Origin of the sequence: Desemzia sp. FAM 23990 (assembly GCF_045528485.1) — a bacterium.
Lineage (GTDB): Bacteria > Bacillota > Bacilli > Lactobacillales > Carnobacteriaceae > Desemzia.
The window spans coordinates 42,751-68,939 of sequence record NZ_JBGQQW010000015.1 but is presented as its reverse complement, the minus strand read 5'-3'; the positions used below and the strand labels follow the sequence as shown (position 1 = coordinate 68,939).

Below are 26,189 nucleotides of genomic sequence, written 5' to 3'. Positions count from 1 at the left end.
TGTAGATAACATTAATCGCAATCGCTTGCGCTCTTTTTTTGGACAACTGAAAAATCGGAAAAAAAGCTGTTTAGTTCTATTGAACTTTTCTCCATTTCAAATTAGCCCAATTGTTCAGTAGGCATTATGTACTTTCATGTGTCTTTCAGAACTGTGATTTATCTCCATAGTTAGCTCGATAAGAACCGTTCAAACCAGCTTTTTGCCCAATTCCACTTAATTGTCTAATTAGTTCATCTTGCTCTTCACTAAATGTTATTTTTTCAGTAAAGGCTTTAAAATAAATGAAATTGATTAGACGATTAATCAGAGGAGGATTTTCCTTAGAGTCATTAAGTCTTTTATATACTTTCAATAGAACTTCTTTAATGTCTTCCATTTCTTCGCCTGTATTAGACTGAACAAGGTTATTATATAAATCATGTACAAGTCGTTTCGACTCATTTCCCATCCTATCCATCTCCTTTTTTATATTCTATGTCCTTATTGTGTCATTATTACGGATTTAATTCAAATCGATTTAAGAAAAAAGGAGGGGAGATATAGTGAAAAAAAACAAAGAAAGTAAATGGAAATTTATTCTTTGGATCGTTTCGTTAGTTGTCATTGGAATTCTAGGAATGCCAGGAATCCCTGTCGATCAAATTGACGATAAATAATTCTAGAATAGAGTTGGTAACTTTTTGAACCGAAAAAATAACCTTATTAATTCAAGGTTTTAGATACACTATTTTAAGCAATTTCATGTATCTGAAATTTCTAGTTTACAGAGAAATTTTTTTCAATTGGATAATTTTTCTTTATAATTAAGAAATGCTGTTTGTTATTTTTTTATGAAAGGTGAATTTTATTTATATGCCTAGAAATAAAGCAGCACTATTAATAGGTATTATGATTGCTCTATCGGTATTGTTATATGACATTCTTTTTGCTAGGTTATTACCGGATGATTTAACAAGAACAACCGGTAGAATGATCTTTATACTTATATTTGGAGGCATTACTGAGTTGTACATAAAGAAACGTAATGCTAAAAAATAAGTATTTCTCGAAGTCTTAGTCGACCAAATTGTTATCTTACATACTCAATATAGGTAAATCAATCGTATCAAAAAAAGGATTCTGCTACTTAATAAAGTAGTAAAATCCTTTTTTTATATTAAATATACTTGCTCTCGCATCACAAGTATCTGCTATTAAATGATAAACTCCAATTTTGTAGCGCAATTACCTTGATTGGCGGTTAACCCTTTTTCATGTTGTTTAGTTATTCTTCACTGAATTCATACCCTACAAGGAAACTATCCGTTTTAAAAAGTAAGGCATTGTCCTCATCCCTGAACAATCGATCTCCTACGATAGTTAACTTGTATTGTATCTCTTCGCCTACTTGAATAGTCACCTTGTCGTCTTCTCGAATAACTTCATAGTCCGCGTAAACTTCCCCGCTTTCAAATGGAAAATCAATGATTAGCGACGGATCCCAATAGCTGTAATCTGCTTCTATCCCATTTTCAGAGAATAGCAACGTAACTGGATCTGTGGCTTGAAGAATTACACCTTCTTCCTCTGCAATAGAGTGCCAAGTATCATTGGTTGCTTCATCACTAGAGCAACCTGCTAAAAACAAACCTACCACCAAAAACTGCAGTAAACCAACTACCAAATTTCTTTTCATATGTAAGTTCCTCCCCTTAAAATAAGTATAGCAGTTTCAACCTTTAAAGCTTGGATCTTGTCATATATGACAATCTAAACTGTTTTGAAAATAGGGTTTTTAAATAACAACAAAACAAAAATCTCCTACTACATATTTGTTAGCGCTAAGTGAGGGGGAATTTGCTGAACGGGTAAGTCTATTCTAAAGAACAAGTCGCGTAAACAGCCTGTTTTGTGGTATACTATCCAAGAATGATTTTTTGGAAAATGACTGAATTTAACATTGAAATGCTAACAAAGTGATTGAATATAAGGAGGTACTCACGTGGCAGATAAAGAAACATTTTATATTACGACCCCTATTTATTATCCAAGTGGAAAATTGCATATTGGAAATGCGTATACAACGATTGCTAGTGACGTTATGGCTCGCTACAAGAGAATGAAAGGTTTTGACGTCTTTTATTTGACAGGAAGCGACGAACACGGGCAAAAAATCGAGCAAAAAGCTCAAGAATTGAACATTTCTCCTCAAGAATACGTAGACGGTATGGCTGAAGGAATGCAAAAATTGTGGGAAATGTTAGAAATCAGCAACGACAAATTTATTCGTACTACTGATCCGACACACGAAAAAGTGGTAGCAGCTATTTTTGAACGTTTCTTAGAGCAAGGCGATATTTATTTGGATGAATACGAAGGCTGGTATTCTGTACCGGACGAAACATTCTATACAGAGACTCAATTAGAAGATGTCGAACGCGATGCTGACGGCAACGTCATTGGCGGGAAATCGCCTGACAGCGGCCACCCTGTTGAATTGGTCAAAGAAGAATCTTACTTCTTCAAGATGAGCAAATACGCAGATCGTTTATTGAAATATTACGAAGATCATCCTGATTTTATTCAACCCGAATCACGTAAAAATGAGATGATCAACAACTTCATCAAACCAGGTTTGGAAGATTTAGCTGTTTCACGAACAACTTTCAGCTGGGGAATTCAAGTTCCCAGCAATCCGAAACATGTAGTTTATGTGTGGATCGATGCTTTGGCAAACTACATCACAGCGATGGGTTACGGAACAGAAGAGGACTCATTGTTCAACAAATTCTGGCCGGCTGATGTGCACATGGTTGGAAAAGAAATCGTTCGTTTCCACACGATTTACTGGCCGATTATGTTGATGGCGTTAGACTTGCCACTGCCGAAAAAAGTCTTTGGACATGGCTGGTTATTGATGAAAGACGGTAAAATGTCTAAATCTAAAGGAAACGTTGTCTACCCAGAAATGCTGGTTGAGCGATACGGCTTGGATTCATTGCGCTACTACTTGATGCGCGAAGTGCCATTTGGCAGCGACGGCGTCTTTACACCAGAAGATTACGTTTCTCGTATCAATTATGACCTAGCCAATGACTTAGGAAACCTATTGAACCGTACAGTTGCGATGATCAATAAATATCTGGGCGGCAAATTACCTGCTTACAGCGGTACACAAACAGCGTTCGACAACGAGTTGAAAGCTCTTGCGGACAAAGTAGTAGCGGACTACCAAGTGGAAATGGACAACATGCAGTTCGGAAGCGCATTGAACCACATTTGGACATTGATCTCTCGTGCGAACAAATATATTGACGAGACAGAGCCTTGGAAATTAGCGAAAGACGACAGTAAAACAGCTGAATTGTCTAACATCATGGTTCATTTGGCAGAAAGCTTACGCGTTTCAGCGGTATTGCTGCAACCATTTATGACGCATTCTCCAAAAGCGATCTTCACGCAATTGGGTATGGACGTTGAAGCGGCAGGAACATGGGAAACCATTGCATTTGGTGATTTCCAAGCTGAAACACAAGTGGTCGCTAAAGGTGAGCCGATCTTCCCTCGTTTAGATACAGAAGAAGAAGTCAACTACATCAAAGAACAAATGGCTGGCGGTACTCCTGTTATCGAAGAGGAAGAAGCTGCAGCTGAATGGAACCCGGAAGAAACAGAATTGGTTTCCATCAAAGATAAAGAGATCAAATTTGATGCCTTTGAAAAAGTAGAATTGAAAGTAGCAGAAGTCATTGAATGCTCAAAAGTTGAAGGAGCCGACAAACTCTTGAAGTTCCGCTTAGATGCAGGAGACAAAGGACACCGCCAAATCCTGTCGGGAATTGCGCAATGGTATCCAGACCCAGAAGCACTAGTCGGTAAAAAAGTGATTATCGTAGCCAACTTGAAACCACGCAAAATGCGCGGCGAAATCAGCCAAGGCATGATCTTGTCTGCTGAAAAAGACGGCGAGCTGAAAATCATCGAAGCACCAATTGACGCACCAAATGGATCAGAAGTAGCTTAGAGAGTGCAACAAGGTGAGTGATGGGACATTTGCGTATCTTTTTTGAGAGATTTTAGGTGAAAAGGGCACGCAAAATGGATTTACGTTCCTTTTTCTTCCATAATGCACATAAATAGTAACGCAAACTTGTTTTGTGTTCCCTTTTTCAAGATTTGAACGTGATTAGGGAACGTAAAAACTAAATGGCGGCTCTTCTCCGTCAGCAAAAGCCGCAATGTTTGCCGTCAATCTGAATATACAAAAATTAAACACTTCAAAAGAAGGGATGGGATCAGTTGTCCCAGCCCTTCTTTTGCGTTAAATTCTATTTGAAAGGAAATGAACACCAATATGTTATTTGATACACATACGCATTTAAATGCCGAACAATTCAGTGATGATATCCCAGAGACCCTAAAAAAAGCGGCTGAACATGATGTGACTCGTATGGCTGTAGTGGGATTTGATACGCCGACCATCGATAAATCGTTGGCTTTAAGCCAAGAATACGATCATATTTACAGTATCGTTGGCTGGCATCCGACCGAAAGCCACTCGTATACCGATGCAATCGAAGAAAAATTGTACCACCAATTGCAATTGCCCAAAATAGTGGCGATGGGAGAAATGGGGCTGGATTACCACTGGCCAGATTCAACGAAAGAAGAGCAATTTGAAGCTTTCCGTCGTCAAATTAGAGTCGCTAAAGAATTGAAACTCCCCGTCAGCATCCACAATCGCGAGGCGACAGAAGATGTCTACAAAATCTTGAAAGAAGAGCACATCGAAGATATCGGCGGCATCATGCACAGTTTTGGTGAGAGCACGGACTGGATGGAACGTTTTCTAGATCTGGGTATGCACATTTCACTGAGTGGGGTCGTGACCTTTAAAAATGCACCTGAAGTCCGCGAAGTAGCTAAAGCTGTTCCATTTGATAAATTGCTGATTGAAACGGATGCGCCTTACTTGGCTCCGATGCCGTTCCGCGGGAAGCGAAATGAACCGGCTTACGTGAAATACGTGGCGGAAGAAGTCGCAAAACAACGTGGTATCACATATGAAGAAGTGGGACAGCAAACGACTGCCAATGCCAATCGCTTGTTTGGGTTGGACGCATGAAAAAAATAAAAGAAATCATTGTGGTAGAGGGCAGAGACGATACGCGACGCATCCAAGAATCGGTGATTGCCGACACGATCGAGACGAACGGCTCTGCCATTAATGACCAGACCTTGGCGTTGATTGAAAAAGCACAAATCGATCGCGGTGTTATCGTCTTTACCGATCCCGATTATCCAGGAGAGAAGATTCGCAAAACGATTTCTCAAGCGATTCCTGGAGTAAAACATGCTTTTTTAACGGTTGATGAAGCTCGGCCGAAACACAAAGGCAGTTTAGGGATCGAGCATGCAGCACCAGAAAGTATTCAAGCCGCTTTAGCAAAAGCCTATACGCAAACAATCGAACAAAAGCGATTGATTCCGAGAGAACTGCTGTTTGAGCTGGGATTAACAAGTGGACCAAATGCCAGTCACTATCGTAAACTGGTAGGAGACGCCTTGAATATTGGCTACACGAATGGCAAACAATTGCAGAAACGATTGCAGATGTTCCAAATCAAACCTGAGACATTGATTGAGACAATGAATACCATAATGGAGGAAAAGCGGAATGAATCTTAAAGATATTGCAACTCCGAGCAGAACAAAAGAAATTTTACAGAAGCATGGTTTTTCCCTAAAGAAAAGTCTGGGGCAAAACTTTATCGTCGAACCCAATATTTTGGCCAATATCGTCAAAGCCGCTGGATTAGATGAGAATACGAATGTCATCGAAGTTGGGCCGGGTATAGGGGCTTTAACGGAATATGTCGCCCGCAGCAGCAAGCAAGTTGTAGCGTTTGAGATTGATGACCGATTGATCCCTGTCTTGGAAGACACGCTTAGTCCGTATGACAACATCCGTGTTGTTCACCAAGATGTGCTGAAAGCTCATTTGAAAGAAGTGTTGGCAGAGACGATCGACTTGGATGAACGCTTGATGGTCGTAGCCAACTTGCCTTACTACATCACAACACCGATCATTATGCACTTTTTAGAGTCGGAAATGAGAATCGATGGCTTGGTCATTATGATGCAGAAAGAAGTGGCAGACCGTATTACAGCGGCTCCTGGCAGCAAAGCTTACGGCTCACTGTCCATTGCGATTCAATATTACATGGAAGCTGAAATAGCCTTTATTGTGCCAAAAACGGTCTTCGTACCGCAGCCCAACGTGGATTCAGCTATTCTTAAATTAACGCGCAGAGACACTCCAGTGGCAGAAGTGAAAAATGAAGAACTCTTTTTCAAATTGGTTCGGGCGGCATTTGTGCAACGCCGAAAAACGATCTGGAATAATCTGCTGATCCGTTATGGAAAAACAGATGAAGTGAAAGCAGAATTGACCAAAGGACTAGAAGCAGCAGGCATTGACCCTAAGCGCCGCGGAGAAACGATATCGATTGTCGAGTTTGGCAAATTAGCTGATGCTTTGGATGAAAAAGTGTTAAAAGAAGATTAAGATTGTGTAAACAAAAAGGCGAAATGCCTGATTTAAAGGTTTTTGTAACGCTTTATTATGAGAATAATATTAGTTGTGCAAAAGAAATTTCTATGATACACTTCAAAAGTTTGCCTAATTGTGTTATAATAAAGCTATTAGGTGAGGTGAATCTGAATGCCAATAACATTGGGAAGCATTAAAGAAAGCTTAGATTGTCGATTAGGTAAGAAGATTATGGTGACCGCGCAAACTGGTCGTAAGAGAAAGACAGAAAGAAAAGGTATTTTAAGAGATACTTATCATTCCGTATTTGTGATAGAATTAGACCAAGAAGAAAATGCTTTTGAACGTGTATCTTATAGTTACACGGACGTATTGACTCATGCTGTAGAAGTTGAATTTTTAGAAGATGAAGTCGTACAATACGCTTAAAAAATGAATAGTAAATGCAAAGAGCTGAGCCACTAATAAAATGGTTTAGCTCTTTTTTTGTATGGATTTAGGAGTTTTTGTCTTCTAGCGTTGGTAAAAAAGTTTCCTCTGACCTATGACCTATGGGTTGGTTGCTGGGGTAAATCCTGGTGTTTAATTCTATAAGTTGAGGTAAGAAATGTAGCGTATTCTTTGATAAGGTCAACGTTTTCTTTCAGATGTGTACTTTATTCCATGTGAAAGAGGCTTTTTTTGATGAGTAACTCGATTTTATTCATCAAGGCAGTTTTGCCCTTGATGTTCAGAGCTCATTCTTCATCAAGGCGGTTTTGCTCTTGATGTTCAGAGCTCATTCTTCATCAAGGCAGTTTTGTCCTTGATGTTCAAAGCTCATTCTTCATCAAGACGGTTTTGCTCTTGATGTTCAGAGCTCATTCTTCATCAAGACGGTTTTACTCTTGATGATCAAAGCTCATTTTTCATCAAGGCGGTTTTGCCCTTGATGTTCAGAGCTCATTCTTCATCAAGGCAGTTTTACTCTTGATGTTCAAAGCTCATTTTTCATCAAGGCAGTTTTACTCTTGATGTTCAAAGCTCATTTTTCATCAAGACGGTTTTACCCTTGATATTCAAAGCTCATTCTTCATCAAGACGGTTTTACCCTTGATGTTCAAAGCACATTTTTCATCAAGGCAGTTTTGTCCTTGATGTTCAAAGCTCATTCTTCATCAAGACGGTTTTGCCCTTGATGTTCAAAGCTCATTCTTCATCAAGACAGTTTTGCCCTTGATGTTCAGAGCTCATTCTTCATCAAGGCAGTTTTACTCTTGATGTTCAAAGCTCATTCTTCATCAAGGCGGTTTTGCCCTTGATGTTCAAAGCATACTTTTCATCAAGGAGTTGAGCCCGTAATCGTATCTCAAGGCTTGCAAGCTTCTGACTTCAAAAAAGGAACTAAATCTAAGATAACTCTGCTTTGATTCAGAAATGGCAAAATTCTGCGCTTTTTGATGAACTTTTCATGAGATTACAAACTCTTCCTTTTCAAATCAGCTTTTTTCAGCTACTATATTTTACAGAGAAGTAAAAGAAAAGTGCGAAAGGAGGAACTGGAAGATGGAGATTGTGGAAGAAAAAGCGCCGGCGAAGATCAATTTAAGTTTAGATGTCCTTCATAAACGAGATGATGGCTACCATGAAATGGAATTGGTCATGACTTCGATTGATTTAGCGGATCGCTTAACGTTGACTTTATTGGAAGAGAACCGTATTTTAATTGAAAGCAACAACGGTTTTTTGCCTTTAGACGAACGGAATATAGCTTATCGTTCAGCTATGTTATTGAAGAAACAATTTAATATCCGTCAAGGGGTGCACATTTATATTGAAAAAAACATCCCGATTGCTGCTGGTTTAGGCGGCGGAAGCAGTGACGCTGCTGCAACGCTTAGAGGACTGAATCGGTTATGGAACATCGGACTTGATTTGGACGAATTGGCAGAGCTAGGTGCGCAAATCGGCTCAGATGTCCCTTTTTGCATCTATGGCGGTTCTGCATATGCCTATGGTCGAGGAGAGAAAATCAAGCCGCTGGAAGAAGTTCCGCAATGTTGGGTAGTTCTAGTGAAACCACGCAGAGGAATCTCCTCATGGACGGTATTCGAAGGATTGGATGTAGATAAACTAGCCCATCCGGATACGGAGAGCATTTTAAATGCAATCGACTGCATGGATTATTCAACGATGGCCGATCATTTAGGCAATGCTTTAGAAAATATCTCCATGCATAAGCAGCCTAAAATCGAGCAAATCAAACAAAAGATGCTTCAGTTTGGAGCAGATACGGCATTAATGAGCGGAACAGGTCCTACAATATATGGACTATGCCAAAAGTATTCACGTGCGCAACGCGTGTTTAATGGACTCAAGGGCTTCTGTAATGAAGTATATTTGGTAAGAACCTTGAAGTAGTCGACCCTTTAAAGCTTAAAAATTCATTGATTGGAGTTATACTGATTCTGGATAAGCGATTTGGTCATCATCACTGGATAGATTGGAGAATTAAACATGAAGACTAAAGAATTGATTAACTTTGTTTTGGATATTGGGGAACAAATGCTGATCAGTGGAGCGGAAGTGAATCGAGTAGAAGATTCCATCACTAGAATGTGCAGTGCATACGGAGCCAAACGAGTAAACGTGTTGACGATCACCTCTAGTATTATACTGATCACCAGGTATCATCCCATTCGTTCCAGGACGAGGACTATATTATACGATGAGTTATGCATTAAATGGGGAGTTGACGTTGTTTACTGAAATGGGCTTGAATACATTAGCAACAGCTGTTAGTATTGCTGCCGGAATCATGGGCGCATCGGCAGTTTACCGTATTGTCAGAGGGGTCACACGCTTCAACCGACGCAAACGAACCACTTAAACTAGATACTGTTGATAAGGGGCTAGGTAACTCTAGCTCTATTTTTTTGCCGATGAAAAATGTTGAGTTAGTTGGTGGTTTTTGAGGTGACGGCTGTGACTAAGTTGGTGAGGAGCTAAATAGTGTTTTTAAACGGTGTGATATGGTATTAAGAGGGTATTTAAATACTATATAGTGCTTTCAAAAAGAGAGATATGGTACAAAGAGGGTGCTTGAGTACTATATAGTATTTTCAAACAGCGTGATATGGTACAAAAGAGGTGTTTAAGTACTATATAGTGCTTTCGAACAAAGAGATATGGTACAAAAAAAGGTGTTTAAGTACCATATAGTGCTTTCGAACAGAGAGATATGGTACAAAAAAGGTGTTTAAGTACCATATAGTGCTTTCGAACAGAGAGATATGGTACAAAAAAGGTGTTTAAGTACTATATAGTGCTTTCAAAAAGAGAGATATGGTACAAAAGAGGTGTTTAAGTACTATATAGTGCTTTCGAACAGAGAGATATAGTACAAAAAAAGGTGTTTAAGTACCATATAGTGTTTTCAAAAAGAGAGATATGGTACAAAAAAGGTGTTTAAGTACTATATAGTATTAAAAAAAAGATGAATGGTTCTGAGACAACAACTAAAGTGCACTTAGTACCTTCACAAGTGCCAAATAACTCCAAACGAAACGAAACAAAACAAACAAGCTTTCTTAGAAGTGAACATATGTTGAGCTGAACGACTTTCTCCGCTCTAGACGAGTTGCGGAAATCTGACTTTCGCAACGCTCTTATTTTTTTGTTGACGTAGTGGTTTGATAGTGATAAGCTACTTAAGGATTCGTAAATAGTAACAGTTACGATTTATGGAAATTGTAATCTGAGCATCGGAACTAAACCCAAGATTTGAAATCCTGAATCTAAACCTATAAAAATACACTCAAAAAAGATCTTAATTTGGAGGTAATGAATATGAGAAAATTACATAAATGGCTATCAATAAGTGCCGTTTCCGGCTTAGTGTTTTTTTTAGCAGCTTGTACAGCGCCGACAACGGAAGAATCTGGTGCACCGGCAGAAGAAGACAAGCTTCAAGTGGTGACGACGTTTTACCCGATGTATGATTTTACCAAACAAGTAGCTCTGGACAATGCAGATGTGTCGATCCTAGTGCCATCAGGGTCAGACACGCATGGATTTGAACCAAGTGCTAAAGATGTGGCGCAAATTCAAGAAGCTGATGTGTTCGTCTACAATAGTGAAGAAATGGAAACCTGGGTTCCCAGTATTTTAGAAAGCATCGACACGACTGATGTGGTCATCGTAAATGCCAGTGAGGGAATCGAATTGTTGGAAGGGTCTCACACTGAGGAAGAAGAACATGACCACGATCATGAAGCAGAAGAAGGGCATTCGCATGAAGTCGACCCTCACATTTGGCTGGATCCGGTTCTGGCTCAAGAAGAAGTCACGAACATCAAAGAAGGCTTGATCGAAGCTGACTCTGAAAATGAAGCACTGTATGAAGAAAACGCAACAGCTTTCCAAACGGAATTGCAACAATTGGATGAAGAGTATGCAGCAGCATTTGAAACTGCTGAAAACCCTACGTTTGTGACACAGCATGCAGCGTTTGCTTATTTGGCGGACCGTTATGATTTACACCAAGTAGCGATCTCAGGATTGTCGACAGATGCAGAACCAAGTCCGTCTGAATTAACGGAGATGTCTAATTTTATCAATACGCAAAATGTTGAATACATTTACTTTGGCAAAACGACTTCATCCGCTATTTCAGAAACGTTGGCTAATGAGACAAATACACAATTAGCTGTGCTGGATCCAATCGAAGGAGTCACGGAAGCGGATCAAGAAGCTGGAGTGGATTATCTACAAGCGATGCGAAATAATTTGGAAGCTTTGAAATTAAGCATCCAGTAGCAAATGAGATCCTAGAGAAAGAAAGAAGGGAAAATGATGCACTATATTGAAGTAGAAAACTTGTCTTTTCATTATGAAGACGAGCCGGTTTTGCAGAATATCGATTTCACCGTTGATGCAGGAGAGTTTGTGATCTTGACAGGTGAGAACGGAGCTGCCAAATCTACTTTATTGCGTAACATATTGGGCTTATTGAAGCCGTCGACTGGCTTTGCTAAGATTTCTCCCGTCAATACGCGCAATGAAAAGTTAGCCTTGGGATACATTCCTCAACAAGTGGCTTCATACAATGCCGGTTTCCCAAGCACAGTGCTGGAGCTGGTACAGTCGGGCCGTTACCAACGCGGCAAATGGTTCAAGAGACTGGATAAAGAAGATCATGTTCATGTCAAACGAGCGCTAGAGTCTGTTGGGATGTGGGACCAGCGCGATAAAAAAGTCGGCGATCTTTCTGGCGGGCAGAAGCAGCGCATCTCATTGGCGCGGATATTTGCGACGGACCCGGATCTATTTATTTTAGATGAACCGACAACGGGAATGGACATTGAATCTCGTACGCAATTTTATGAATTGTTAAAACACAATAGTGAATTTCATGGCAAAGGGATCTTGATGGTGACTCATGATCATGAGGATATCAAACAATATGCTGACCGCCATATTCATCTTGTTCGGAAGGAGGATTCGCCGTGGAGATGTTTTTCTATGGATTCATGCAAAGAGCCTTCCAAGCTTCACTCTTAATCGCTATTATTGCACCGATCTTAGGCTTGTTTTTGATTCTGCGCCGACAGTCCTTAATGGCTGATACACTGTCGCACGTGTCTTTAGTCGGAATCGCATTAGGATTTTTGCTGAATTTAAATCCAACGTTAACGACTATGTTTGTTGTGATCGTGGTGGCGATCATATTAGAATACTTAAGACTGGAATTCAAGTCTTACTCAGAAGTTTCGCTGGCGATTTTGATGTCCGGTGGTTTAGCATTAGCGTTAGTGTTGATGAGTTTTGTAGATGGCGGGACCAATACCAGCATCGACCAGTTTTTATTTGGCTCGATCGTGACGATCAGTCCGCAGCAAGTTCAAATCTTAGCTGCACTATGTGTGATCACAGTCGTGATGTACTTTGTTTTCCGCAAACCCATGTACGTGCTGACGTTTGATGAAGATACGGCTTTTACCACTGGGCTTCCCGTGCGCCTGATGTCGGTTTGCTTTAATGTATTGGTAGGGGTAGCGATTGCGGTTATTATGCCGATCGCAGGTTCATTACTGGTTTCGGCTATTATTATTCTGCCTGCAGCTATTGCCATGCGTTTGAGCAAACACTTTAATTACGTGATCTTAGTTGGTATCGTGATCGGTATTGTTGGGATGTTCTCCGGGCTGTCGGTATCTTACTATGCAGGAACGCCAGCAGGAGCTACGATTGCCTTAGTCTTTATCGCTATTTTCATTCTCATCTCTATAGTGAATCAAGTAGGAACTGCCATGCGTAAAAAAGGTTCATAAGCAACTTTCCTCAAATAAAATCGTGTACTGCTTTTCAGCGGTAGGCGTTTTTTATTTGCCAAAAATGGAATCCGAATAATGTTTTGAGAGGAATACGAAAATTTAAGAAAAAAAGATGTGAAAGTTGTGTGAAAGGCGAACATTTTTATCATTTTCACACTAATTTACTACCTATTTTTTATATAAATGCGTATAATAGAGAAGAACCCTTCAATGAGGAAGCAGACTAAGAAAGAGAGGTGCTATAATGAAAGTAAAAAGAAGTGAACGATTGATCGATATGACGCGTTACTTATTAGAACGACCGCATACCCTTGTTTCTTTAACTTTTTTTGCTGACCGATACGACTCCGCTAAATCATCGATTAGTGAAGACTTGACCATTATAAAAAAAACGTTTAAAGACAGAGGAATAGGTATTCTAGAAACCATAGCAGGAGCTGCAGGTGGTGTGCGTTATATCCCTAAGATTTCCTCAGAAGAAACAGAAGAATTTATTGCGCAAATGTGTGAGCGCTTATCTGAAGTAGACCGATTATTGCCAGGCGGATACGTATATTTATCTGATATGTTGGGAGAACCGGCTGTCCTGCAAAAAATCGGTAAGATTATTGCGACACAATATCTGGATCAAAAAGTAGATGCCGTTATGACGGTGGCTACAAAAGGAGTACCGATCGCACAAGCTGTTTCGACTTACTTAAATGTTCCGTTTGTCATGGTGCGACGTGATTCAAAAATTACAGAAGGCTCCACCGTCAGTATCAACTACGTTTCAGGTTCATCTAATCGAGTAGAAAAGATGGAGTTGTCAAAACGCAGCTTGAAGAGAGGTTCCAGAGTTCTAGTCGTGGATGATTTCATGAAAGGCGGCGGAACCGTCAACGGGATGAGAAGCTTGATCGAAGAATTCGAAGCTGAATTAGTCGGTATTACCGTATTTGCCGAATCCAGTTTCCAAGGAAACCGGATGGTAGAGGACTACACGTCATTGCTGCATGTAGATGAAGTAGATGTCCGCAACAAATCGATCCGAGTAAAACCAGGAAACTACTTTGAGAGAGTGAAGTAAACCGTTTAGACTTCCTGTTATCTCACAAGGCAGCCTGTTTGGTATTTTTTCCAAACAGACAAGCCTCGCAAAAAGAACCCACCTGCTGAACAAATTCAGCAGCAGGTGGGTTCTTTTTCTACTTCATTACTTGCTTGGATGAAAAATTGATTCAATAGGATTAAAATCAATTAGAATGCTCTATTCTGAGTACTTTGAGGAGGTTTATAGTCGATTTCTGACTTGTGAGGTTCAAAATAATTGCCACAAGTCAGATAACTCTCCTTTTCCTGACTTGTGGGACTGAAAATTAAGGCCGTAAGTCAGGTTTATCCCTTTTACCTGACTTGTGAGCATCAGACTACTCACCACAAGTCGGATAAAAATTGCGAGCGCTTCTCATATGATGCTCAGAGCTTCATTTCTACGTAAATCAACCCCTGTTTGAATAAAAAATTTTTCGCAGGGCGAAAAATCTCCTTCTTGAAAGGATCTGAGTGCTTATAAGGATGCTTATCGTCGGTTACCTGACTTGTGGGTATCAAAATAATTGCCACAAGTCAGGTAATGCTTCCTTACTTGACTTGTCGTGCTGGAAATAAGAGGCGTAAGCAGGTTTAATCTGTTTATCTGACTTTTGAGTTCTAAATTACTTGCCACAAGTCAGATAAAGCCCACTTTCCTCGCATATCATCATTGCTTCGGACTTCAGAGCTCTATTTGACTAATGGAATAAAATAGCAGAGCCAACAATTATTTAAACCTCATTTTTTTACTATTCCGGCAAGGTTTCAAAGGCTAATTTGCGGATAATCGTTTCATGGTCTGGGTAGTCTTTAATGAGTTCGGCTTGGGTGAACAATTCAAAGTCGTGGTACTCGAATCCAGGGGAGACCATGCAGCTGACTAAAGAAAACGCGTCCGGTTCAGCGGATTCCACACTGGAGCCGAAAATCGTACCTTTTGGGACTGCGTACTGCAGCACTTCTCCTTGGTCGATCGCCAAGCCTAATTTGACCGCTTCATACTTGCCGTCGGGGTGGATCATATGAACAGTCAGCGCCTCGCCTGTGTGGTAATACCAGATTTCGTCCGATTTCAAACGGTGGAAATGAGACGGGCTGGCTTGATTAAGCAGAAAGTAAATACTAGTGTAATAAGGACGTGTGCGATCATCCCATATAGTGCTGGATTCGTCGCTGCGGTAAACTTGCTTGAAAAATCCGCCTTCTGAGTGCGATTCTAATGCTAGATGGTTGATCCAATAGTGTTCCGATTGAGTAGTCATAATTTTCACCTGTTCCTTTTTCTTTCAGTCTATGTCAGTTGAGAGAAGATTGCAAAGCCTAATTTGATTATTTCTTTACCCTACATAGAATGACAAAAAATTGGTCTAGTTGGTAAGATTCTACGTACTTTCAAATTAAATTCTCGGTAAGAAAAAAATGGCAAACTTTTGACGAGCAAAAGGGGTCGGTAAATGAATGTCAGAGCCTTCCTTGAAAACTAGCCATTATTGAGCTATTATAAAAACAGCTTAAGAAAGTAACTTATGACAACTAATTAACTTAAAAAAAAGAAAAACATGAGGAGTTTAAACATGACACAACGATTTGCAGTGGTATTAGCGGCTGGACAAGGAACCAGAATGAAATCGAAATTGTATAAAGTATTGCACCCGGTAGCAGGTAAACCTATGGTAGGCCACGTGGTAGACCAAGTGGAAGCTGCTGGAGCAGATAAAATCGTCTCTATAGTAGGAGTCGGAGCTGAAAAAGTTCAAGAATACTTAGGCGAACGTTCTGAATACGCGATGCAAGCAGAGCAACTAGGAACTGGACACGCCGTTTTACAAGCTGAATCTTTACTGAGCGGAAAAGAAGGCACGGTTTTAGTGATTTGTGGAGATACACCTTTATTGACGGCTGAAACGTTAAATGGTCTATTTGCTCATCACCAAGAAACAGGTGCTAAAGCGACTATTTTAACGGCGCATGCAGATGACCCAACTGGTTACGGACGCGTGATTCGCAGCGCATCTGGCGCAGTTGAAAAAATTGTGGAACAAAAAGATGCATCTCCAGAGGAAGCGGCTGTTCAAGAAATCAATACAGGAACGTACTGCTTTGACAATGCTTTATTATTTGAAGCGTTGAACCAAGTAGGAAATGACAACTCACAAGGTGAATACTATCTTCCAGACGTGATTGAAATCTTGAAAGATAAAGGTGAGATTGTTGGAGCTTACCAAATGGAAAAAGAAGCAGAGTCTTTAGGGGTAAACGATCGCGTGGCTTTAGCGGAAGCAACACGTATGATGCGTGAACGCATCAATGAAAAACACATGCGCAATGGGGTTACATTTGTGAACCCGGAAGCGACGTACATCGACAGCGAAGTCGTGATTGGTTCAGATACCATCGTTGAAGCGGGCGTGGTACTGAAAGGGAATACGGTTATTGGTGAAGACTGCTTTATCGGCGCGAATTCAGAAATCTGTGACAGCAAAATCGGCGATCGTGTTCGCGTAACCAGCAGCAACATTGAAGATTCTGTGATGGCTTCAGACAGCAATATTGGACCGTACAGTCATTTGCGTCCAAATAGTGTGATCGGAAAAGATGTGCACATTGGAAACTTTGTCGAAGTGAAAAATGCCAATATTGATGAAAATACAAAAGTTGGTCACTTAACGTATGTTGGGGATGCTGATTTAGGCAAAAACATTAATATCGGTTGCGGAACAGTCTTTGTGAATTACGATGGAGCGAATAAACACCGCGTAACGATTGGCGACAATGTATTTATTGGCTGCAACACGAATTTGATTGCGCCGGTAACGGTCGAAGAAAACGTGTATGTTGCTGCGGGATCTACCATTACTGAAGATGTTCCAAGTGAATCTTTGGCAATTGCACGTGCTCGACAAGTAAACAAATTAGATTATTATAAAAAAATGCCTCAAAAATAAGCAAAATCGACAATAAGGCTTGATTTCTTGGCGGAAAATGGCTAACATTAGTTTGACGAAAAGATACGTTAAAAAAGAAAGTGGAGGCCCACAAATGTCCGAACAGTATTTCGATCCAAAATTAAAGATTTTTGCCTTAAACTCTAATAAACCATTAGCAGAAAAAATCGCTAAGGTTGTCGGCGTTGAATTAGGAAAAATTTCAGTAAATCAGTTTAGTGACGGAGAAATTAGAATCAATATTGAAGAAAGTATCCGTGGAGATCATGTGTACATTATTCAATCAACTTCTCGACCAGTAAATGATAATTTAATGGAATTGTTGATTATGATCGATGCTTTAAAACGTGCCAGTGTTAAAACAGTTAACGTTGTTTTGCCTTACTATGGATATGCTCGTCAAGACCGCAAAGCCCGTTCGAGAGAACCGATTACATCTAAACTAGTTGCAAACATGATTACTAGAGCTGGTGCAGATCGTATCTTAACACTAGATTTGCATGCTGCTCAAATTCAAGGATTCTTTGATATGCCAGTGGATCATTTATTAGGCGCTCCATTATTAGCCAACTATTTCTTAGACAATGACATTGCAGATGAAGGCACTGTTGTTGTTTCACCAGATCACGGTGGGGTTACTCGTGCTCGTAAATTAGCGGAATTCTTGAAATCTCCGATTGCGATCATTGACAAACGCCGTCCTAAAGCAAATGTTGCAGAAGTTATGAACATTATTGGAAATGTAGAAGGTAAAAAATGTATCTTGATCGACGACATGATCGATACTGCTGGAACAATCACTTTAGCTGCTCAAGCTTTAGAAGATGCAGGCGCAACGGAAGTTTACGCATGTTGTACACACCCAGTATTATCAGGTCCAGCGATTGAACGTATCGAAGCATCCGCTTTGAAAAAAGTGATTGTTACGGACTCTATCCAATTGACTGAAGACAAAATGAGCGGAAAAATCGTTCAAATCAGTGTAAGTGAATTGATGGGAGATGCGATCAAACGTATCCACGAAAACAAATCAGTGAGCCCACTATTTGAGAAAAAATTCCCATCAAATAAATAAACTAATTCTATAATAGGTCGAGTCAACATAAGTGTTGGTTCGGCTTTTTTTGAATTTTCATCTTCTAGCTTTAATAAGGAAATTTCCTCCGGTCTACGGGGTTGCTTGTGGAAAGCCATGTGACCGCTTAGAGCCAACCATGTCTCCAATCTTGTAACGTTACCGAAGCCGTTGTGAGCCTGAGAGATATACGGATACGTTATGCGCAACGCAGTGGAGAACAAACTAAGAGTACGCAAACAGTGTTTCCTGTTTTTTGCATTAAAAAGAAGCGTGTTTTTTACTTACAAACGCCAAATGTTGTAGAACCTTAGAGAGGTTAATTTAGATTTAGACATCAGTAACTTGAGCAATTGTCTCCATCTAGAAGGCGTAAGAGTTGCAGACCTTTTCTGATAAGGAGTACCATGACCGAAATGAGACCGGATACAGCACATCAAAAGGAGGCTGGACTTGATGCGGAAATTATTGGAAAACGGCACCCCGTGGCAGTTGGTTGAAACAGGAATTGACCCCTCTTTTATCCGACACAATGAGACCTTGTTTTCATTATCCAACGGGCATATCGGTACTAGAGGCAGTTTGGAAGAAGGAAAGTTCGTTCCCGATTACGTGTGGAACGAAGGTACTTATATGAATGGATTTTATGAAACGACCCCTATTGATTACTCGGAATGGGCTTATGGATTTGCTACCAACCATCAAATTATCACGCCTCTGCCTAATGCCAAACAAATTCGATTTTCAGTGAATAGAGAATGGTTTAATTTGGAACGCGGAAAAACGAGTGAGCATAAGCGAGTACTGGACATGCAAAAAGGCGTACTGACCCGCAGCTTTACTTGGGAAAACGAGCACAACGATAAAGTCAGTGTCGTCACAGAACATTTTGTTTCCTATGATGTTCCAGAGCTGTTTGTGCAGCAAGTGAAAATCACGCCGCTGACAGAAAATGTTGATTTGATGTTTGAAATGGTGCTGGACGATTTAAAGGATATCAGCCATAGGAAAACGGAAGACGAGAAGAAAGACCCTCGGGTACGCAAATTAACAACACGTTTATTCTCGAGTGAACAACTGAGTGAAGAATCTTTCCCGCTGCTGCATATCAACACTCCTGCCAGCGGAATGGACGCAATCGTGGGGACTAGGACACAAGTGGACGAAATAGAAACAGAATACGTCCGTATAGGGTTGACAGAGAGTTGGAGCTGCAGTCCTGAAAAAGGCAAAACAGTTACATGGAATCGCTATGCTGCATACAGCAGGCCTTACCTAGAAGATAAAAAAACGCCAAAACAACTTAAACATGTCCGTAGTTTATTGAAGGCAGCACTGAGTAAAGGATATGAGACAGTAAAAGAAGAGCATATAAAAATGATGAGCGACTTTTGGCAGAAAAGTGATGTTATCATTGAAGGGGATGAACAGCTGCAAAAAGGTTTGCGGTTCAACTTGTTCCATTTGCACCAAGCAGCAGGTCGAGATGGCAAAACCAGCATCTCTGCTAAAGGGCTGACAGGTCCAGGGTATGATGGACATTACTTCTGGGACACGGAAATGTACATGCTGCCGTTTTTTATCTACACCCAACCTGAGATCGCTAAACAACTTTTATTGTATCGCCACTCGATATTGCCTGCCGCCAGAGTCCGTGCGAAGGAGCTGTCTGTCCAACAAGGGGCGCTGTTTCCTTGGCGTACCATCAATGGATTAGAAGCCAGTGTTTACTACCCAGCGGGAACAGCTCAATTCCATATCAACGCCGATATTGCTCACGCTGTATACACTTATATCAAAGCAACCGGAGACAAAGAGTTTGCGTTTAATGAAGGCTTAGAGATCTTGATTGAGACGGCACGTTTTTGGACAGCCTTTGGACAATATGACGCGTTAAATAAAAACCGGTTTGTGCTCAATGGAGTCACCGGTCCAGATGAATACACTACATTGGTAAATAACAACTTTTATACCAATCTTCTAGTGAAACACAATTTAGAGTATGCAGTAGAGGCCGTACTGGAAGTGTTGTCCTCAGGCAAAGAAAAAACTTCTAACGCCTTGGAAGTAGTCGGTTTTGAATGGCGGGAACTGGAAGAATGGTCAAAAGCAGCTGAAGCGATGTATCTTCCATATGAGGAAAATCTTCAATTGACCAAGCAAGACGACAACTTTCTCAGTAAACAACCATGGGACTTGGAAAAGACGCCTAAAGAGCATCATCCTTTACTGATGTATTATCATCCATTGGCTATTTTCCGGTATCAAGTCAACAAACAAGCCGATACAGTTTTGGCTCAATTTTTATTTTCATGGGAATTCGATGTAGAGCAGAAAAGACGGGACTATTACTATTATGAAAAAATCACGACCCATGATTCTTCCTTGTCTCGTTCGATCTTCGGTATCATGGCCAACGAAATCGGTGATCCAGAACGGGCGTACCATTATTTTATGGATACAGCTTTAATGGACATCACCGATCTGCAGGCTAACACTAGGGACGGTATTCATGCTGCCAATATGGGTGGAACTTGGTTGAGTATGGTTCATGGATTTGCCGGGATGCGGTTATATGAAGACAAGCTGCATTTTTCACCGCATTTGCCGAAACACTGGCAAAAAATCTCGTTCCATATCCAGTATCATTCGAGCTTTTTCCAAGTAACCATCACGCCTGACGGAACAGAATATAAATTGCTTGAAGGAGAATCAGTGGAGATCGAGCACAATGGAGCAGTCCTGCGAGTCGAATAAGAGGCATAAATCACATTCCTTCTGTCGTAAATTTGGTATGAAGGCGCTCAATTTATGGTATGATAATGAAATAGAAAATCAGCTAGGAGGTCAAAGAATGACAACATGGGTAAAAGAAAATCACCAACAAGAAAGTATTGAAGCATTGAAAGAATTGCTTTCAATCGCATCAGTGAACGATGGAGACGGTACAGGAAATCCTCCATTCGGCCAAGGGATTCAAGAGGCATTGGAAAAAGCATTAGAGATCTGTGAGAATCTAGGCTTGAAGACCTTTATTGATCCTCAAGGAAATTATGGGTATGCCGAATACGGCAGCGGCGAAGAAATGATCGGTATCTTATGCCATTTAGACGTCGTTCCAGGCGGTAATCTGGCCAAATGGACCAATCCTCCGTTTGAACCTGAAATCAGAGATGACGTCATCTATGGTCGCGGAACTCAAGATGACAAAGGTCCAACGATCGCGGCTCTTTATGGATTCAAATCGGTTCTAGATGAAGGCATCTCTTTCAACAAACGTGTTCGCTTTATCTTCGGTACCGACGAAGAAAGCTTATGGCGCGGTATCCAAAAATACACGGATCAAGAAGAAATCCCAACAATGGGCTTCGTTCCAGACGGTACATTCCCATTAACGTATGCTGAAAAAGGTTTGTGGGAAGTTAATTTGACAGGACCTGGAAGCGACGCAGTGAACTTGAAATTGGGTGAAGCGTCCAATGTTGTTCCCGGCGAAGCAATCTACGACGGCAACAGCATCGAATCGCTAGCCGATGAATTGAATAAACTGGGTGTTGCTTTTGACCAAGAAGACGGAAAAATCATCGTCAAAGGGAAATCCGTTCACTCCAGCGTATCTGGTGAAGGAATCAACGCAATCAACAAACTGGTCCAAGGATTGAACAAAGTAGAATCGCATCCAGCGTTGCGTTTCATTGCAGAAAAAATCGGCGACGAAACAAACGGCTTGAGTATTTTTGGCGAAGTTAAAGATGACGTTTCCGGCGAAATGACCTTAAATACCGGCAAATTAGAGATCACGAAAGACGCTTCTAAAATCACGCTGGACATTCGTTTCCCAGTAACTTACGATAAAGAACAATTGATCAGAACGTTAAGCAAAGTTGCTGGAGTATATGGATTGGAATACAAAGAATTCGACTTCATCCCTTCTCTATACGTCAAAAAAGACAGCGACTTAGTCAAAACCTTGATGAGCGTCTACCAAGAAAAAACTGGCGACCAAACAGAACCATTCGTATCAGGCGGAGCCACTTACGCTCGCCAAATGCCAAACATGGTCGCATTCGGAGCTCACTTCCCACACGCAAAAAGCTTAGCCCACCAAGAAAACGAAGGTCTAGCTTTGAGCGATTTATATAAAGCCATGGAGATTTATGCAGAAGCTATTTATCAATTGGCTTGCAAGTAACCATATAGTGAAGTTTAGATGAGCCTCACCCAACTAGTTAGTGGTACTAGTTGGGTGAGGCTTATTTTTGATTTAAATGATAGATTGGGAGGAAGAAGCTTTACGGCGCTATGAAGTTCGGCGCAACCGATACGTGTGTGGAAAGTGACCGTTACCTGACTTGTGGTGAGTAGTTTGATGCTGACAAGTCAGGTAAAAGGGATAAACCTGACTTACGGCCTTAATTTTCAGTCCTACAAGTCAGGAAAAGGAGAGTTATCTGACTTATCGCTATTATTTTGACACCCACAAGTCAGGTAATCAACGATAAACTTCATTTTTAAGCACTCAGATCCTTTCAAAAAGGAGATTTTTCGCGAGGCGAAAAATTTCTTATTAAAAAAGGTCTTGGTTTACTTAGGTATGAAGCTCGGAGTGTCATGAGAAAAGGGCTCGTGGTCTTTATCTGACTTGTGGTGAGTAGTTTGATCCTCACAAGTCAGGTAATCAACGATAAGCTCCATTTTAAGCACTCAGATCCTTTCAAAGAGGAGATTTTTCGCGAGGCGAAAAATTTCTTATTAAAATAGGGCTTGGTTGACTTAGGTATGAAGCTTGGAGTGGCATGAGAAAAGCCGCTCGTGGTCTTTACCTGACTTGTGGTGAGTAATTTGGTGCTGACAAGTCAGGTAAAAGGAGTAAACCTGACTTACGGCCTTAATTTTCAGCTCTACAAGTCAGGAAAAGGAGAGTTATCTGACTTATCGCTATTATTTTGTTCCCCACAAGTCAGGTTATCGACGATAAACTTCATTTTAAGCACTCAGATCCTTTCAAAAAGGAGATTTTTCGCGAGGCGAAAAATTTCTTATTAAAAAAGGTCTTGGTTGTCTTAGGTATGAAGCTCGGAGGGGCATGAGAAAAGCCGCTCGTGGTCTTTACCTGACTTGTGGTGAGTAGTTTAGTGTTCACAAGTCAGGTAAAAGGGATAAATCTGACTTACGGCCTTAATTTTCAGTCCCACAAGTCAGGAAAAGGAGAGTTATCTGACTTATCGCTATTATTTTGTTCCCCACAAGTCAGGTTATCGACGATAAACTTCATTTTAAGCACTCAGATCCTTTCAAAAAGGAGATTTTTCGCCCCGCGAAAAATTTCTTATTTGTAAAAAAGAGAACGCTTTTTTTTACGTATATTGTGTGTAAAAGGAGGATTTGTGATGATCTATAAAAAAAGAAAGAAACCTACTGTGCTGGCTATGTTGGAAGTGCTGTACAAACGTGCTCAGTTAAGCGCTAAAGTGCATAAATACTATATGAATCAAAAGAAAGGGTACTATGGCGAGTGCTGTTTTGATGTGTTAACGGAAAAATTAGAGTGTGACTGCTTGATATTGAACGATTTGCCATTTCAGGATGATGGCAACGAGTTTCAAATTGATGCTTTGATTATCACTGCTTATGCCATTTATTTATACGAAATCAAAAATTATGAAGGAACATACTATTATAAAGACGGCTTTTTTCGTTCAGTATTTTCTGATTTTAAGTTTGAAAGCCCGATTGAATGGTTAAATCGGAAGGAAACGTATTTGCAAAAGATCTTGTACGAATATGGCATCAACTTGCCTATCAAATCTTTTATCGTGTTTGTTCATCCGGAATTCACTTTGTATGATGTTTCTTATTCAGAAAGAGTGCTGCTGCCAACTTACATTCCGCAACATTTTCGCCAAACGAACCAATTAGATGGAAAATTAACTCAAGAGCATATTTATGTAGCGAGCAAATTGTGTGAAGTTTCCGCTCAATCTATACCGACATTGAAAGGCGTTCCTAGTTACGAGTATGACGAGCTCAAAAAAGGGCTGATTTGCGAGAATTGCGGGGAGTTCATTCATGAAGTTAAAGATAAAGACAAAACAATAACCTGTGCTGGTTGCGGGTATCGAGAGGTAGCAGCTGAATGCATTTTCCGTCATATTGAAGAATACAAAATGATGTTCCCGGGAAGAAGAGTAGCGTTTAATTTAGTTGATGATTGGTGCGGCGGGTTGGTGACGGTGAAAAGAATCCGCTATGTCTTCAAAAAATATTATCAGGCACATGGTTCTGGACGTGGAAGGTATTATGAGTAGTTGAGAATGGAGTTTAAATAAAAATCCTGTTCAAGAGAGTATACTCAACCTTGAACAGGATTTTTATTCTTCATCAGTTAATATTGAATCGTTTTGTATAGGTTTATTGATCTTTCATAACTTCTTCCAAAGCCTCATGACCGATCGATTTCAAGGTCTCAGCAGAATGGTTCATTTTCGCTGCTTCAGATTCGCTTAATGGAATTTCCACGACTTTGCGGATTCCTTGACGGTTGACGATGGCCGGAACACCGATGTAAACATCTTCTTGGCCGTATTGCCCGTCTAAATAAGCGGAAACTGGTAGAACGGCATTTTCGTTACCCAAAATAGCTTTAGTGATACGGGCTAGTGCTGCGGCGATTCCGTAGAAAGTAGCACCTTTCTTTTCGATGATGTCGTAAGCGGCGTCGCGTACTTTAAAGAATACATCGACTAGGGCTTGTTCGTCAACACCGGGATTTTCTTTGATCCATTCGTAAATTTGCAGGCCGGCAACGTTGGCGTGAGACCATACTGGAAACTCTGTATCTCCGTGTTCACCTAAAATATAGCCATGGACGTTACGTGCATCGACGTCTAAAATCGTTGCGATTTCTTGACGGAAACGGGCGCTGTCTAGAGAAGTCCCAGATCCGATAACACGGTGTTTCGGTAGTCCAGAGAATTTCCAAGTGGCATAAGTCAAGATATCTACCGGGTTCGTAGCGACTAAGAAAATACCGTCGAAGCCGCTGTCCATGATTTGGCCGATAATGCCTTTAAAAATGCGCATATTTTTTTTCACTAAATCAAGTCTGGTTTCACCAGGTTTTTGAGCAGCTCCTGCTGAAATGACGACGATATCTGCATCGTGGCAGTCGCTGTAGTCAGCCGCATAGATTTTCTTTGGAGAAGTGAAGGCCAAGGCGTGTGATAAATCTAAAGCGTCACCTTCAGTTTTTGCTTTATCGATGTCAATGATACCAAGTTCTTGAGCAATATTCTGTGTTACTAGAGCAAATGCGTAACTAGACCCAACTGCTCCGTCCCCTACTAAAATAACTTTTTGATTATCATTTTTGTTTCCCATGTTCAATTCCTCCATATCTTTAATAGAATCATAAGCTCTGCTTGAACTACATTCAGTATACTGTAAAAAGGAAAAAGTTTACAGAGTTAAAGTTTAATTAAAACGCTGTCATGTGAAATATTTCATAAACTATTTTAAAGCAAGCAACCTATTCCTTTTGTGTTTTAAATTGTGCTATACTAGATGAAAGTTTAAAAAGAGATCGTACTGGGCGAAGGTTGTTTCGTGCAGCGCTTTTTTGCGTCCATTAACGTTCAAATTGGAGAGTGTACAATGAAGATGATTGTAGGCCTAGGAAACCCTGGGAAAAAATATCAAGACACCAAACACAATATTGGTTTTATTACATTAGATGAATTGGCTTACCAACATAAATTTTCGTTCAACAAATCAAAATTCGAAGCGGATGTCGCTGAAGCTCGTTTTGATGGAGAAAAAACTTTGTTCGTTAAACCACAAACTTTTATGAATGATTCTGGAAAAGCTGTCAGAGCATTGATGGATTATTATGGCGTCGACGTGGAAGATTTGCTGGTGATTTATGATGATTTGGATTTACCAGTCGGGAAGATTCGTTTGCGTCAAAAAGGCAGTGCAGGCGGGCACAACGGCATCAAGAGCATCATCCAGCACATCGGGACACAAGATTTCAACCGGATCCGGATCGGGATCGACCGTCCATTTCCGAAACAAACCGTTGTTCAACACGTGTTGAGCGGATTTCCAAAAGAAGTTCATAAAGACATTTTGGACGCGGTGAAAAAAAGTGCGGAGGCTACGAATCATTGGCTGGATGGGCACAAATTTATGGATACGATGAATCACTTTAATTAAGATAAAAAACGGAGGCAATATCATATGGGAGA

The 26,189-nt window shown here is 40.6% G+C and carries 22 protein-coding genes; 18 read left to right on the top strand and 4 right to left on the bottom strand.

Features of this window, described 5'->3' with window-relative positions:
• Positions 1-145 precede the first annotated feature (145 nt).
• Positions 146-451, bottom strand: coding sequence for a bacteriocin immunity protein (locus ACEN4I_RS07565; protein ID WP_407096213.1), 306 nt, complete (start codon positions 449-451; stop codon positions 146-148).
• Positions 452-1,267: 816 nt separating this feature from the next.
• A complete protein-coding gene (locus ACEN4I_RS07560) occupies positions 1,268-1,678 on the bottom strand; it encodes a hypothetical protein (RefSeq protein ID WP_407096214.1) in 411 nt (136 codons plus the stop codon).
• A 306-nt stretch (positions 1,679-1,984) separates the two neighbouring features.
• Here ACEN4I_RS07560 and metG point away from each other — a divergent pair, with 306 nt between their 5' ends.
• The 12 genes from metG (at position 1,985) to purR (ending at position 13,918) form a co-directional block, all read left to right on the top strand.
• On the top strand, positions 1,985-4,006 hold the full coding sequence (gene metG, locus ACEN4I_RS07555) for a methionine--tRNA ligase (RefSeq protein WP_407102431.1): 2,022 nt from the start codon (positions 1,985-1,987) through the stop codon (positions 4,004-4,006).
• Between the two features lie 330 nt (positions 4,007-4,336).
• The gene (locus ACEN4I_RS07550) at positions 4,337-5,107 is read left to right on the top strand and encodes a TatD family hydrolase (protein ID WP_407096216.1); all 771 of its coding nucleotides are present in this window, start codon (positions 4,337-4,339) and stop codon (positions 5,105-5,107) included.
• The gene (rnmV, locus tag ACEN4I_RS07545) at positions 5,104-5,670 is read left to right on the top strand and encodes a ribonuclease M5 (protein WP_407096217.1); all 567 of its coding nucleotides are present in this window, start codon (positions 5,104-5,106) and stop codon (positions 5,668-5,670) included. Before ACEN4I_RS07550 ends, rnmV begins: the two co-directional genes overlap by 4 nt.
• Positions 5,660-6,550, top strand: coding sequence for a 16S rRNA (adenine(1518)-N(6)/adenine(1519)-N(6))-dimethyltransferase RsmA (rsmA, locus tag ACEN4I_RS07540; protein WP_407096218.1), 891 nt, complete (start codon positions 5,660-5,662; stop codon positions 6,548-6,550). The genes rnmV and rsmA overlap by 11 nt, the downstream gene beginning before the upstream one ends.
• A gap of 156 nt (positions 6,551-6,706) precedes the next feature.
• The gene (locus tag ACEN4I_RS07535) at positions 6,707-6,964 is read left to right on the top strand and encodes a Veg family protein (protein ID WP_407096219.1); all 258 of its coding nucleotides are present in this window, start codon (positions 6,707-6,709) and stop codon (positions 6,962-6,964) included.
• Positions 6,965-8,080: 1,116 nt separating this feature from the next.
• Complete coding sequence (ispE, locus tag ACEN4I_RS07530) at positions 8,081-8,935, top strand: 4-(cytidine 5'-diphospho)-2-C-methyl-D-erythritol kinase (protein WP_407096220.1); 855 nt, start codon at positions 8,081-8,083, stop codon at positions 8,933-8,935.
• A gap of 96 nt (positions 8,936-9,031) precedes the next feature.
• Positions 9,032-9,283: a threonine/serine exporter family protein gene (locus ACEN4I_RS07525; RefSeq protein ID WP_407102430.1), complete on the top strand. Its 252-nt coding sequence runs from the start codon at positions 9,032-9,034 to the stop codon at positions 9,281-9,283.
• Positions 9,243-9,404 carry a hypothetical protein gene (locus ACEN4I_RS07520; protein ID WP_407102429.1) on the top strand — a complete coding sequence of 54 codons (162 nt, stop codon included), beginning with the start codon at positions 9,243-9,245 and terminating at the stop codon, positions 9,402-9,404. Before ACEN4I_RS07525 ends, ACEN4I_RS07520 begins: the two co-directional genes overlap by 41 nt.
• 959 nt (positions 9,405-10,363) lie before the next feature.
• Entirely contained in the window at positions 10,364-11,332 is a 969-nt protein-coding gene (locus ACEN4I_RS07515) for a metal ABC transporter substrate-binding protein (RefSeq protein ID WP_407102428.1), read from the top strand.
• 36 nt (positions 11,333-11,368) lie between these two features.
• A complete protein-coding gene (locus ACEN4I_RS07510) occupies positions 11,369-12,076 on the top strand; it encodes a metal ABC transporter ATP-binding protein (protein ID WP_407096224.1) in 708 nt (235 codons plus the stop codon).
• Positions 12,022-12,846, top strand: coding sequence for a metal ABC transporter permease (locus tag ACEN4I_RS07505; RefSeq protein ID WP_407102427.1), 825 nt, complete (start codon positions 12,022-12,024; stop codon positions 12,844-12,846). The genes ACEN4I_RS07510 and ACEN4I_RS07505 overlap by 55 nt, the downstream gene beginning before the upstream one ends.
• A 247-nt stretch (positions 12,847-13,093) precedes the next feature.
• A complete protein-coding gene (purR, locus tag ACEN4I_RS07500; protein WP_407096226.1) occupies positions 13,094-13,918 on the top strand; it encodes a pur operon repressor in 825 nt (274 codons plus the stop codon).
• Positions 13,919-14,672: 754 nt separating this feature from the next.
• Here the strand turns inward: purR and ACEN4I_RS07495 are convergent.
• A complete protein-coding gene (locus ACEN4I_RS07495) occupies positions 14,673-15,185 on the bottom strand; it encodes a cupin domain-containing protein (protein WP_407102425.1) in 513 nt (170 codons plus the stop codon).
• Between the two features lie 312 nt (positions 15,186-15,497).
• On the opposite strand from ACEN4I_RS07495, the gene glmU reads away from it, so the two are divergent.
• The 5 genes from glmU (at position 15,498) to ACEN4I_RS07470 (ending at position 24,251) form a co-directional block, all read left to right on the top strand.
• A complete protein-coding gene (glmU, locus tag ACEN4I_RS07490; RefSeq protein WP_407102424.1) occupies positions 15,498-16,868 on the top strand; it encodes a bifunctional UDP-N-acetylglucosamine diphosphorylase/glucosamine-1-phosphate N-acetyltransferase GlmU in 1,371 nt (456 codons plus the stop codon).
• 94 nt (positions 16,869-16,962) lie between these two features.
• Positions 16,963-17,943 (top strand): ribose-phosphate diphosphokinase, encoded by a 981-nt coding sequence (locus ACEN4I_RS07485; RefSeq protein WP_407102435.1) that lies wholly within the window; start codon positions 16,963-16,965, stop codon positions 17,941-17,943.
• 456 nt (positions 17,944-18,399) lie between these two features.
• Complete coding sequence (locus ACEN4I_RS07480; RefSeq protein ID WP_407102422.1) at positions 18,400-20,700, top strand: glycoside hydrolase family 65 protein; 2,301 nt, start codon at positions 18,400-18,402, stop codon at positions 20,698-20,700.
• 97 nt (positions 20,701-20,797) lie between these two features.
• Positions 20,798-22,135 (top strand): M20 family metallopeptidase, encoded by a 1,338-nt coding sequence (locus ACEN4I_RS07475; RefSeq protein ID WP_407102420.1) that lies wholly within the window; start codon positions 20,798-20,800, stop codon positions 22,133-22,135.
• 1,198 nt (positions 22,136-23,333) lie between these two features.
• A complete protein-coding gene (locus tag ACEN4I_RS07470) occupies positions 23,334-24,251 on the top strand; it encodes a nuclease-related domain-containing protein (RefSeq protein WP_407102419.1) in 918 nt (305 codons plus the stop codon).
• Positions 24,252-24,354: 103 nt separating this feature from the next.
• On the opposite strand, the gene ACEN4I_RS07465 is transcribed toward ACEN4I_RS07470, so the two are convergent.
• On the bottom strand, positions 24,355-25,323 hold the full coding sequence (locus ACEN4I_RS07465) for an L-lactate dehydrogenase (protein WP_407096233.1): 969 nt from the start codon (positions 25,321-25,323) through the stop codon (positions 24,355-24,357).
• A 273-nt stretch (positions 25,324-25,596) separates the two neighbouring features.
• Between ACEN4I_RS07465 and pth the strand changes: the two genes are divergently transcribed.
• Positions 25,597-26,157, top strand: a complete 561-nt coding sequence (gene pth / locus ACEN4I_RS07460; RefSeq protein WP_407102418.1) for an aminoacyl-tRNA hydrolase — start codon at positions 25,597-25,599, stop codon at positions 26,155-26,157.
• Positions 26,158-26,189: the final 32 nt, after the last annotated feature.